Raw genomic sequence first — 12,456 nt, forward strand, 5'->3', positions numbered from 1 at the left:
AAGACGCGAGTGTGATGAGAGAATGAAAAAAACATTAAAGCAAATTGCAAAGTGGTTAAATTGTGATCAACAACAATTAGAAGATGTTGTTGTAACAGGAATCTCAATAAATACACGTACGTTGCAAGCGGGAGATTTATTTATCCCTTTCCGTGGTGAAAAAACAAATGGTCATCGTTATGTAACACAAGCATTTGAAAACGGCGCAGCGGCATCATTTTGGCTAAAGGATGAACCGAATCCTCCTGCTGGCCTCCCATTACTTTTTGTAGATGATGCAGAAGAGGCACTTCAACAAATGGCATCAGCATATCGCCAAGAGCATAGAGCAACGTTTATCGGTATTACAGGCTCAAATGGGAAAACTTCAACAAAAGACTTAGTAGCTGGAGTGTTATCGCCGTACTACAAAGTGCAAAAAACAGAAGGCAACTTTAATAATGAGTTAGGTTTACCGTTAACAATTTTATCACTAGACGAAGATACAGATTTTGCTATTCTCGAGATGGGAATGAGTGGTTTTGGTGAAATTGAATTTTTGACTAAATTAGCTAAACCACATTTTACAGCTATCACGAATATTGGAGAAGCGCATATGCAAGATCTTGGTTCAAGAGCGGGTATTGCAAAAGCAAAGTTTGAAATTGTTCAAGGTTTACAACCAGGTGGTAAGTTGTTCTATGACGGTGATGAGCCATTACTTACACCACTTGTTACAATGCAAAAAGAATTACAAGCCGTATCATTTGGACTGAAAGGATCAGCGGATATAACGGCGACTAATATTGCGACAACTGAAAACGGTAGTTCTTTTACTGTTAAGGGTTTGTTGAATGGGGATTTCTTCATCTCAGTATTAGGAAGTCACCAAGTGAAAAATACATTGGTAGCGATTTTAATTGCTCGTGAAGTAGGGCTATCGGCGGAACAAATTCGCGAAGCTTTAAAAGAGGTTTCATTAACCAATATGCGCATGCAATTAGTAAATGGAGCGCAAGATATCTTATTTATTAATGATGCGTACAACGCAGCGCCAACTTCTATGAAGGCAGCATTACAGTTTTTACAAACGACAGAAATACGTTCAGATAAATGGGCAGTGCTTGGAGATATGTTAGAACTAGGTGAGCTAGAACAACAGTTCCATGAGGAAATTGCAGAGCAAATTGATGGTAAGAACATCCATCAAGTATGTTTATTTGGACCACGTATGAAGTGGTTATACGATAAGTTGAAAAATAATCTACCAGCAGATCGTCTAATATGGACTGCAGAAGATTATGAAATAATTATTCAACACCTTCGCAAGAATGCAGGTGCAGATTCTATTATCTTGTTAAAAGGTTCACGTGGAATGGCACTCGAAAATATATTAAACGCGTTTAAATAATTTACTTATTTGTAAAAGCATCTAAAAAGGTTGAGTTCCTTTTAGATGCTTTTTTTCTATAAAATAATGGGTACACTATGAGCGGAGGTTGACGTGATGACAACAGGCGTGCTTTGTATTCATGGTTTTACAGGTGGACCACAAGAATTAAAACCGTTTGTGGATTTCTTGCAACAGAAAACGGATTGGCTTGTTCTTGTGCCTACTCTTTCAGGACATGGTGAAGAATTGCATTTAGATAATTATAAAGCTGAACATTGGCTAATGGATGCGGAACTTGCTTATAAAAAGTTAGCTAAAGAAGTAGATGTAGTCTTTGTTGTAGGTTTTTCGATGGGTGGACTAATAGCCCTTTATCTAGCGTTACGATATGAAGTGGAGAAGTTGATATTACTAAGCGCTGCGGCAAAATATATTAGCGTCCGTCAATTGCTAAAAGATATTAAAGAATTGACTAACGATTTGTTTCATGGAGAGCTAGAGCAAAATGAGCTATACCATCGTTATGACAATAAAATTAGCAATGTTCCGATGTCATCGACGTTAGAATTCCTTCGTTTAGTGCGGAAAATAGAACCTTATTATGAAAAAATCACAGTACCAATTTGTATAGTACAAGGGGAAGTGGATGGAATAGTGCCAGCAATAACCGCACAATTTTTATATGACCGATTAGGGTCTACAAAAAAACAATTAATACTTTCACCAAATGGTAAGCACCATATTTGCTTTAGCGATGATAGGTATGAATGGTTTCAATCTGTACTGAACTTTTTGTTAGAGTGAAAAAAACAGATAATTTTGACTGATGGATATTGATTGCATAGTGTGGATACTCGTGTTAGACTATTGAAAGCAATGGATACATTTTGTGTGAAGACTCTCCGAGATGATGGAGAGTGCTTTTTTTTGAACATTACGGTTTATTCTTTTTTGGGTTAGAATTCCCCGAGAATTGAACCGCTCGGCAAAGACCGGGCTTTACTTTATATATATAAAATTCCTCTGGAACTTATACAGAGATATATTAAGAGACGGAAACGTTCCTCTCACAAGGCTCGATTTGCCCTATTTTCATCTGAAAATGTAACCATTTGTCAAATGCATGAGCAAAAAGGAGAATGAAACTTTGACAAATTTTTCAGAATTAAACGTTAGCGCTTCTATCCAAAAATCCCTATCACGTATGGGCTTTGAAGAAGCAACCCCAATCCAAGAAGGTACAATTTCATTTGCGAAAGAAGGACGCGACATTATCGGCCAGGCACAAACTGGTACTGGTAAAACTGCAGCGTTTGGTATTCCGCTTATCGAGAAAATTGATATCAATAATCCTGCAATCCAAGGCTTAATTATTGCCCCAACTCGCGAATTAGCAATCCAAGTTTCTGAAGAACTTCATAAAATTGGTTATGATACACGTGCACGAATTTTATCAGTATATGGTGGACAGGATATTGGTCGCCAAATCCGTGCTCTTAAAAATAAACCGCAAATTATTGTTGGTACTCCTGGTCGTATTCTTGACCATATCAACCGTCGTACATTGAAATTAGATAACGTTCAAACACTTGTGTTAGACGAAGCTGATGAAATGTTAAACATGGGATTCATCGAAGATATCAATACAATTTTAGAAAACGTTCCAGCTGAACGCCAAACATTACTGTTCTCAGCTACTATGCCTGGACCAATTCGTAAAATTGCAGAGAAATTCATGAAAGATCCTGAAGTGGTTAAAATTAAATCTAAAGAAATGACAGTAGAAAACATTGAGCAATTTTTCGTTAAGTCTCAAGAACGCGAAAAATTCGATATCCTTTCTCGTCTTTTAAATGTTCACCAACCAGAATTAGCGATCGTATTTGGTCGTACAAAACGTCGTGTTGATGAATTAGCTCACGCTTTAAGCATTCGCGGTTACCTTGCTGAAGGTATTCATGGTGATTTAAGCCAAGCAAAACGTATTTCGGTATTACGTCAATTCAAAGAAAACAAAATTGATGTATTAGTTGCAACAGACGTAGCAGCTCGTGGCCTTGATATTTCAGGTGTAACTCACGTTTATAACTTCGATATCCCACAAGACCCAGAATCTTACGTTCACCGTATTGGACGTACAGGTCGTGCTGGTAAATCAGGTATGGCAATTACATTTGTAACTCCACGTGAAATGGGTTACCTACGTATCGTTGAAGAAACAACTAAAAAACGTATGACAGCTCTTCGTCCACCAACAGCGGATGAGGCTTTAGTTGGCCAACAAGCTCTTGCAGTAGAACAATTAACTGAACTAGTTGAGAAAAATCACTTAAGTGATTACCGTTCAATGGCAGAAGACTTATTAGCTAAACACGAAGCTGTTGACTTAGTAGCAGCGGCTATTAAATCAATGACTAAAGAGCCGGATGATACACCAATTAAAATCACTGAAGAACGCCCATTACCACAACGTGGCGGACGTTCAGGTGGTGGCGGTAGTCGTGGCGGTCGCTCAAGTGGCGGCGGTGGCGGTTACCGTGGCGGTCGCTCAAGCGGCGGCAGCAGCCGTGGTGGAGAACGCAGCGGACGTGGCGGAGAACGCGGTGGAAGCCGTGGAGAACGTGGCGGAGATCGTGGTCGTCGTGAAGGTGGCGGTCGTCGTGAAGGCGGAGCTAGCCAAGGTGGACGCACTCGTGCACCACGCAAACGTAGTGAAGACTAAAATTTATTTGAAAAAGCTATTCCATTTCGGTGGGGTAGCTTTTTTATTTTATATATATAGGTATGGATGTATTTGGCACTTAACTATTGGACAGTTCAACTGCCTCTCTGTAGACTGAAAATAATTGAAACATTTCATAGTATTCAAACGTAAAAGATTTATAAGAGAAGTGAGGTGGACAAAGTGAGTGTAGAACCAAAATACCAAATATCGAGAAAAGGTCTAACCGTATGGCGTGTTTACGGTATCATTCAATCACTGATTGTTTTATTAGTGGTGGCAGGTGTTGGGGCGTTAACGTGGTTTTTTGAATGGTATTGGTGGATATACATAATCTGCGCAGTAGTGCCGTTTGTTTTTGCATTTTTATTTATTTATCTATTTCCTAAAATACGTTGGGACCATTGGCGTTACGAAGTACGTGAACAAGAAATTGAAGTGCAACATGGGTTGTTTATTGTTGTTAGGACATTAGTGCCGATGGTGCGAGTACAACATGTTGATACTTCGCAAGGTCCAATATTAAAGCGTTATGGATTAGCTGAAATGACAATCTCAACAGCAGCAACGACGCATACAATTCCGGCGCTCGTCATGGCTGAGGCAGATGATTTACGGGCGCGTATATCTGAATTAGCAAGGGTGGCGGAAGACGATGTCTGATGAAAAATTTAAATTGCACCCAATATCAGCTGTTATAAATTTCATCACAGGTTTGAAGGATTTAATATTACCGTTTGTCATTATTTTAGTTAGTAATGGCTTTAAGTTGAATTTAGATCCACATGATGAAGAATTTTGGTCGGATCTTATACCATTAGCAATTGCTGTTTTCTTATTAATGCTAAATTTAATTGGTGGGATTGTGAAATGGAGGCGCTTTGTTTACTGGTTTGAAGACGGTGAACTTAGAGTGGAGTATGGACTTTTCGTAAAAAAGAAACGTTATATCCCATTTGAAAGGATTCAAAGCTTGAATTATCAAGAGGGGATTTTCCATCGGCCATTTGGGCTTGTCAAAGTCAGTGTAGAAACAGCTGGTAGTAATGATGGGAAAGCAGAAGCGGAATTGACTGCTATCACGCGAATCGCTGCTGACATGATTGAAATTGAGATGAAACGGACGAAAAGGGAGAAACGACAAGTAACTACTCTAAATGAATCAGTAGATGAAATTGGACATGAAAATGTAACTGAAACTGATGCTAAGACAGTCTCAAATCAACAAAAACAATATATTGAAGAGGATATCCAAAGAGATGTTATCTTCAATATGTCTATAAAGGACTTACTTGTTTTAGCAACCACATCAGGTGGTATTGGAGTGGTGTTTTCAGGCATAGCGGCTATTGCATCACAGTTTGGAAATATTATTCCTTACGATTATTTGTATGGTGAATTTCAAGCATTTATTAAAGTGGGCGTAGTATTATTAGCTCTAATGGTATTTTTCGTGCTACTTATTGCTTGGGCACTGTCTGTCGTTCTAACATTATTAAGTAATTATGGATTCATTGTTGAACGTGAAAATGACAAGCTTATTATTACGCGGGGGTTATTAGAGAAAAAACGTATAACTATTCCAATCAATCGAATTCAAGGTATTAAAATTGTAGAGAATCCATTGCGTCAAATGTTTGGTTATGCAACGGTTGTTGTGGAAAGTGCTGGAGGTGCAGTGCTGGATAAAGATAAGAAAATTATTCTTATGCCACTTGTGAAAAGGGGTCAAGCAATAACTCCTTTACAACAATTGTTCCCAGAAATTAATTGGTTACCAATACTGAAACGTTCCCCTAAAAAGGGTCGTTCGTTTTACTATCGCTCCGATTTTTTATGGATGCTACCATTGATTGGGGTGGTAAGTTACTTCTTTTTCCCTTATGGATTATTGTCATTAATCATTATACCGTTAGCGATTTTACTTGGTTTATGGCAGCATAAGACTGCGGGTTATGCAGTAGAGGGGCATCAACTAACAATTAGTTATCGTTCATTTAGTCGGATTACAGTCTTCATGGAGAAAAAACGTATTCAGCAGATGAGTTTGCGGCAAACGTACTTCCAAAGAAAAAAAGGTGTTGCTTCAATTGGAACGACGATTATGTCAGGTTCAATGGGGTCATCCGCAGTGATTGCTCATTTTGAAAAAAATGATATGGAAGAAATAATGACTTGGTATAAACCGAATATGAAACAGGTTCATGATGAACAACAGGTTTATGGGCCATAAGAAAAAGCTGTTGAGTATGAAACTCAACAGCTTTTCTTATTTTTTCTTTTTTATCCGCCAATTTAATATTCTTCGCGGATGGAAGTCAATTAGACCGATAATGAAACCGGTTAGCAAACCAACAATGTGCGCAGTTGCATTAACATTAGATTGTAGGAATGTCATTATTACACTTACAATGATAAGAGGCAGGATTGTTTGTTTTAATTGTGGCATGGTATTTCTCGTATAATAGACTAGTGCAGCAAATGCACCGAAAATACCAAATATAGCACCACTAGCACCAACGCTGATGTAGTTTGGTGGTTGTATTAAATAGGTTGCTACATTACCTAAAAGTCCTGCGAAAAAATAGATGGTGAAGAATCTCATCTTCCCTGCAATTTTTTCAAGTTCAGGACCAAATAAATAAAGCCAGAACATATTAAATAGTAAGTGTAGAAAACCTGCGTGAAGGAAGATAGGAGTCACTAGTCGCCAATATTCCCCGTCGGCAATTAAAAAGTTTGCACCGGCACCTAAGTTGAATACGTTATCACCAACAATAGGTAAAACCCCTATTGCATAGATTAAAATATTTAATGCAATTATTAATGAAACGACAGGGTAATATTTTATGTACTGTGAAAAATTTTCTCTACGATTAAACATCTATTCACCTCAATTTTGTATAATTATTATACATTGTTTTAGCTGATGAAAGAAAGGGGAACCTTATATGATAAAAGGAATCGGATTAGATATCGTCGAAATCAAACGTGTCAAACGATCCAATGATCTCAGTGAAAAATTTAGACAGCGCATTTTAACAAATAAGGAACTCGCTATTTTTGATACATTAAAAGCACGTCGCCAAATGGAGTTCTTAGCAGGGAGATTTTCTGCTAAGGAAGCTTACTCAAAAGCAAATGGAACGGGCATTGGTAAGAGTTGCGGATTTCTAGACATCGAAGTTTTGCCCAATCAGTTGGGTCAACCGATTCTTTATTTTAAAGGGAAAAGTGTAGATGGTTATGTAAGTATAACCCACTCTAAAGAATATGCTGCAGCTCAAGTAATCCTTCTAGCATAAACGCTTAGCTTGTTTCATAAGATATCTTAACGGATAGAATTGAGAAGGGATGGGAAATTGCGAAAACGTTTTATAGTGTTTGCGTTACTTATGATTGTATCACTGGTTTTGGGAGCTTGTGGTTCAAATTCAAAGGAAGCAGTTTTGAAAAAAACGAGTAATAAATGGACAGAAACAAAGGGGTATGATTTGACCGCCCAGATGGAGATTAAATCAGGTGCAGAACCCCGTACTTATGATGTAAATGTATGGCATACAAAACCCGATTTTTATCGTGTAGCCGTTGCACAACAAGGGGAAAAAGATTCGCAAATGATTATACGCAATGAAGATGGTGTATTTGTAGTAACACCTTCTATGAAAAAGACGTATAAATTCCAAAGTGATTGGCCGAAACAAAATAGTCAGGCTTACTTAATCGGTGCACTTGCTGAAGATTTAAAGGCTGACGAGAATGCAAAAATGACAGAATCAGACAAGTCTTATGTCTTTGAAGTTAAGACACGTAATAATCATTCGAAGATGTTACCTTATCAGCAAATTTTTATTGATAAAAAGACATTACTTCCAACTAAAGTTTCGGTATTAAATGAAGCGAAGGAAGAACAAATTGTTATTACATTTAAGAAAATCTCGCTTGGAACGTCAAGAAAAGGTACAGACTATGCAGTAGAGGATTTCTCTAAAAAAGGCGCGAATGATAAAGGGACAACTGATGAAACAGCAACGAAGGAAAATGCAACTGATGAAAAAGCTGAAGGAACCACAACTGAAAAAGAAAATGCTAAAGATGACTCTGGAAAAACATCAGAGAATGCAACTGGAGAAGATAAAGCAGGGACTAAAAGCGTAACAGGTGATGCACAAGCAGGAGCTGAAATTGAAAATCCTGAATTCCAAACGCATTATCCAGTTCTTAAATGGGATAATGTCAAACTGACTGATGAAAAAACAGTTGCAAGTGCAGATGGTGAAAGAAGAATTTTGACATTCGAGGGTGACAAGCCATTCACAGTGATTGAACAAGCTGCTAAAACAAATCCACTCTCTGTTCCGGTATTTGCACCAGGTGATCCTGCTGATTTAGGATTTACTATTGGAGCAATTACAGATAATTCGATTAGCTGGGAGAAAAATGGGGTATCTTTCTTTATAGCGACAAATTCTTTAACTCGTGAAGAGATGGTGGAAGTTGCATCATCTATGGTAAATGGCGAAGTAAAGTGATGAAACATTTGACCTAACCTTTTTCAGGGCGGATAATAGAAAAAAATCCATTTTTAAAGAGGGATCATCTATGTATCAGCATCAATATTTCCGCCCTACTAAGGCAATCGTTGAATTAGAAAATATTCAATTTAACATCAAACAACTGCGTGAACACTTAAATACGACGACAGAAATTATTGCAGTTGTTAAAGCGAATGCATACGGTCATGGTGATTTACAGGTAGCAAATGCATCGTTACAGGCTGGAGCTTCAATGCTAGCCGTAGCGACTCCTGAGGAAGCACTTCATTTAAGAGAGTTTATAAAAGAAGCTCCAATTTTAATTTTAGGAGCAACACCGGTATATTTTGCAACTTTTGCAGCACAATACGATATATCTCTAACTGTGTTTTCGTTGGATTGGGTAAATGAAGTTGCGAAACAAGCAGCGAACTTTGAAAAACCTTTGAAGCTACATATTAAAATTGATAGCGGTATGGGACGTATCGGCGTTAGAAAACTAACTGAGTTAACAGCATTATATAATGCCGTCGATGCGAACGAGCACTTTTTAATCGATGGCATTTTCACTCATTTTGCAACAGCAGATGAAGAAGATTCTACTCAATACAACGAACAATTAGCAACGTTCATATCGTTTGTAGAGAGTTTACCTAAGAAGCCGCGTCTTGTACATGCTGCCAATACAGCTGCCACATTAAATAAAGAAAATGTGCAATTTGATGCCGTCAGATTCGGTGTGTCTATGTATGGACTAGCACCATCACCATATGTGGAAAAGCATCTACCATTTTCTTTGAAACCAGCTTTGTCACTTGAAAGTGAACTTGTTCATGTGAAGAAAATTGAACAAGGTGATACAGTGAGTTATGGTGGCAACTATGTAGCAACTGAAGATGAGTGGATTGGTACAATGCCGATTGGCTATGCTGATGGTCTATTACGAGGACTTGCTGGTCAAGAAGTATTGATACAAGGGAATCGCGTTCCGATAATTGGACGTATTTGCATGGATCAATGTATGATCAAGCTTCCATATGAAATGTCGGTTGGAGAAAAGGTTATATTAATTGGTCGACAACAGCAAGAGGAAATTCAGATGAAAGAATGGTCAGATAGACTTCAGACAATTGTATATGAAATACCGTGTATGTTAACATCAAGAATCCCAAGAATTTATAAGTAATTTCAACAACTTTAAGTCTTTAATAACAATGATTGCAGCCGACAAATAAAAACATTTCCACCCACAATGTCAAATTCTTACCTTTCTTGTCTATTCAACAATTAATTTCAATGTTAAGATAGGGATAAGTTGAAAGTTGAATTGAAAAAGATGGAATGTTTTGTCGGAGGTGCTGGCCGTGAATAAGAAGAGGATAAGTGAAGTTATCTTAGAGCTCCCTAAGCATAAGATGGCTGAGAATATTGAACAAGCTTATAGACAAATTACGACAGAATGCGATGAATTCGTTTATACACCAACCAAGAGATACAAAAGAGAATACAAACAAAATCAAATACGAGAAGCAATGGTTAAAGGTTATATAGAGATGTCACAAATTAACTTATCCATATGTAGCGAATGTTTACATTTAGAATATGAAGCTGAACATATGGTGGAGCGTCTCGTAAGCGGAGGATGAAAACTTGATCGTAAAACGTGGTGACGTTTTTTTTGCTGATTTATCACCAGTTATCGGGTCTGAGCAAGGTGGTACAAGACCCGTTCTGGTTATTCAAAATGACATAGGAAATCGTTTCAGCCCAACAGTAATTATTGCGGCCATTACTGCGCAAATTCAGAAGGCAAAACTACCAACTCATGTCGAAATAGATGCTAAGCAGTATGGTTTCGAAAGAGATTCAGTCATCTTACTTGAACAATTGCGTACAATAGATAAATCACGATTGACTGATAAAATAACACAACTTGATGATCCCTTAATGGAAAAAGTAGAAGAAGCATTAGAAATTAGCTTGGGACTTTTGAAATTTTAACGGTATACATAAATGTTAAGCACTGAAGTGAATCTCACTTTGGTGCTTTTTTTAATTGATGATTGTCATTATTAGTCTAATGAGAGGGTGGATACTGAGTACATTTAATGTAAGAAATTTAAAAAAAACTAATGAAAAGGTTTAATGCTATCAAAATAGGGTAATATATGAGTAATTGAACTAGATTAGTAGTTGGAAGGAGATTTTAATGTGGATTTCAAACTAGAAACTATAGACGCACAAAAAAGTATAGCTTATGTCAATGGAGAAATAGATGCCTTCACTGCACCTAAGCTTCGTGAGCAACTAAATATCATTAAATTAACTGAGAATATTCAGATTGAATTAGACTTTCGTGATGTAGTATATATGGATAGTACAGGATTAGGTGTCATCGTTGCTTTTTACAAAAACGTAATTAGCGTCGGTGGAGATGTGAAATTAAGAGGGTTATCACCACGTTTATATCGCTTGTTTAATATAACTGGACTAAGTGACATAATGAATATTGAAGAAGAGGGGAAGGCGACTACTAACCATGAAGGAATTTGATTACTTTGAAATGAGAATACCAGCAAAGCCTCAATATGTAGGGGTTATACGTTTAACCATTTCAGGTTTAGCGAATCGAATTGGCTTTTCTTATGATGATATTGAAGATTTGAAAATTGCATCAAGTGAAGCGATTACTAATGCTATTCAACACGCTTATGAAGAAGATGATGACGGTGAAGTCGTAGTAGGTTGTGCGTTATATAAAGAAAAAATTGAAATCATGGTAGCGGATTATGGTTATAGCTTTGATTTTAAGGAAGTGAGAAAAAGGGTTGGTCCTTATCATGAAGAAGAAGATGTTCAATTTATCCGAGAAGGTGGCCTCGGTCTTTATTTAATAGAAACTCTAATGGATGAGGTAAAAGTGCTTAACGACAATGGCGTTACTGTTTTAATGACAAAATATGTCGCCAGAGAGCAGGTGACTGAAAATGTGGAAAAAATCACCCTCTAAATCAGCTTCAAAAGAGCAAGTTATAGAATGGATTAATAGATATCAAGAAAATGAAGATAATGAAGCGCAAACCAATTTAGTTTTACAATATAAATACTTAGTAGAGTCGCTTGCAAGAAAGTATTCAAAAGGTGGATCTTACCACGATGATATTGTCCAAGTAGGTATGCTTGGATTACTTGGTGCTATTAGAAGGTTTGATGTGTCTTTTGGTCGTAACTTTGAAGCTTTTGCAGTTCCCACAATTATTGGTGAGATAAAGCGTTTTTTACGTGATAAATCGTGGGATGTCCATGTGCCAAGACGTATTAAAGAGCTTGGGCCACGTATTAAGTCCGCAGTAGAACAACTGACAATAGAATTCCAGCGTTCTCCTCATGTAAATGAAATTGCAGAGTACTTGGGAGTGGAGGAAGAAGAAATATTAGAAGCAATGGAAATGGGGCAGAGTTATCAAGCGTTATCGATGGATTATACATTGGAATCCGATTCAGATGGTAGTTCTATGACTCTTTTCGATATCGTTGGTAATGAAGATGAAGAATATGAGAAAACAAATCGACGCATGATTGTAGCTGAAGCTATGACGGTTTTAACAGAGAAAGAAAAACGTATCATTCAGCTTACATATTTGGAACAATTAAGCCAGAAAGAAGCAGGGGAAAGTCTGGGGATCTCACAGATGCATGTTTCAAGACTACAAAGAAAAGCGATTAAAAAGCTACGAGAAGCCGTTGGTGCCACCAGTAGTATCCATTGAAAATTTTTATATAAAATAGATTAATGGTTTAATAATCGTTATAAATGCAGGTTTATG

Annotated in this window: 14 protein-coding genes; 13 read left to right on the forward strand and 1 reads right to left on the reverse strand. The window is 37.3% G+C overall.

Features of this window, described 5'->3' with window-relative positions:
- Window positions 1-22: 22 nt before the first annotated feature.
- The 5 genes from MKY02_RS01805 to MKY02_RS01825 all read left to right on the forward strand — a co-directional run bounded on the left by MKY02_RS01805 (window position 23) and on the right by MKY02_RS01825 (window position 6,327).
- Window positions 23-1,390, forward strand: a complete 1,368-nt coding sequence (locus MKY02_RS01805; protein WP_340710527.1) for a UDP-N-acetylmuramoyl-tripeptide--D-alanyl-D-alanine ligase — start codon at window positions 23-25, stop codon at window positions 1,388-1,390.
- A gap of 96 nt (window positions 1,391-1,486) precedes the next feature.
- On the forward strand, window positions 1,487-2,176 hold the full coding sequence (locus MKY02_RS01810) for an alpha/beta hydrolase (protein ID WP_038185924.1): 690 nt from the start codon (window positions 1,487-1,489) through the stop codon (window positions 2,174-2,176).
- Between the two features lie 343 nt (window positions 2,177-2,519).
- Window positions 2,520-4,094 (forward strand): DEAD/DEAH box helicase, encoded by a 1,575-nt coding sequence (locus MKY02_RS01815; RefSeq protein ID WP_038185921.1) that lies wholly within the window; start codon window positions 2,520-2,522, stop codon window positions 4,092-4,094.
- 183 nt (window positions 4,095-4,277) lie between these two features.
- Window positions 4,278-4,757, forward strand: a complete 480-nt coding sequence (locus MKY02_RS01820) for a PH domain-containing protein (protein ID WP_038185918.1) — start codon at window positions 4,278-4,280, stop codon at window positions 4,755-4,757.
- Window positions 4,750-6,327, forward strand: coding sequence for a PH domain-containing protein (locus MKY02_RS01825; RefSeq protein ID WP_038185915.1), 1,578 nt, complete (start codon window positions 4,750-4,752; stop codon window positions 6,325-6,327). The genes MKY02_RS01820 and MKY02_RS01825 overlap by 8 nt, the downstream gene beginning before the upstream one ends.
- Before the next feature lie 36 nt (window positions 6,328-6,363).
- On the opposite strand, the gene MKY02_RS01830 is transcribed toward MKY02_RS01825, so the two are convergent.
- Window positions 6,364-6,978, reverse strand: a complete 615-nt coding sequence (locus MKY02_RS01830; RefSeq protein ID WP_076034782.1) for a rhomboid family intramembrane serine protease — start codon at window positions 6,976-6,978, stop codon at window positions 6,364-6,366.
- 67 nt (window positions 6,979-7,045) lie between these two features.
- Here MKY02_RS01830 and acpS point away from each other — a divergent pair, with 67 nt between their 5' ends.
- From acpS to sigB, 8 genes are all read left to right on the forward strand, one after another.
- Window positions 7,046-7,399, forward strand: coding sequence for a holo-ACP synthase (gene acpS / locus MKY02_RS01835; protein ID WP_038185908.1), 354 nt, complete (start codon window positions 7,046-7,048; stop codon window positions 7,397-7,399).
- A gap of 57 nt (window positions 7,400-7,456) precedes the next feature.
- Window positions 7,457-8,626 (forward strand): LolA family protein, encoded by a 1,170-nt coding sequence (locus MKY02_RS01840; protein WP_143691045.1) that lies wholly within the window; start codon window positions 7,457-7,459, stop codon window positions 8,624-8,626.
- Between the two features lie 70 nt (window positions 8,627-8,696).
- Window positions 8,697-9,815, forward strand: coding sequence for an alanine racemase (gene alr, locus MKY02_RS01845; RefSeq protein ID WP_038185905.1), 1,119 nt, complete (start codon window positions 8,697-8,699; stop codon window positions 9,813-9,815).
- A gap of 178 nt (window positions 9,816-9,993) precedes the next feature.
- Entirely contained in the window at window positions 9,994-10,275 is a 282-nt protein-coding gene (locus tag MKY02_RS01850) for a hypothetical protein (protein ID WP_038185902.1), read from the forward strand.
- Window positions 10,276-10,279: 4 nt separating this feature from the next.
- On the forward strand, window positions 10,280-10,630 hold the full coding sequence (locus MKY02_RS01855) for a type II toxin-antitoxin system PemK/MazF family toxin (protein ID WP_038185900.1): 351 nt from the start codon (window positions 10,280-10,282) through the stop codon (window positions 10,628-10,630).
- 210 nt (window positions 10,631-10,840) lie between these two features.
- Window positions 10,841-11,182 (forward strand): STAS domain-containing protein, encoded by a 342-nt coding sequence (locus MKY02_RS01860; protein WP_340710529.1) that lies wholly within the window; start codon window positions 10,841-10,843, stop codon window positions 11,180-11,182.
- On the forward strand, window positions 11,169-11,639 hold the full coding sequence (gene rsbW / locus MKY02_RS01865; protein ID WP_038185897.1) for an anti-sigma B factor RsbW: 471 nt from the start codon (window positions 11,169-11,171) through the stop codon (window positions 11,637-11,639). The genes MKY02_RS01860 and rsbW overlap by 14 nt, the downstream gene beginning before the upstream one ends.
- Entirely contained in the window at window positions 11,617-12,399 is a 783-nt protein-coding gene (gene sigB / locus MKY02_RS01870) for an RNA polymerase sigma factor SigB (RefSeq protein ID WP_038185895.1), read from the forward strand. Before rsbW ends, sigB begins: the two co-directional genes overlap by 23 nt.
- Window positions 12,400-12,456: the final 57 nt, after the last annotated feature.

It is taken from the genome of Viridibacillus sp. FSL R5-0888, assembly GCF_038009105.1.
Lineage (GTDB): Bacteria > Bacillota > Bacilli > Bacillales_A > Planococcaceae > Viridibacillus > Viridibacillus arenosi.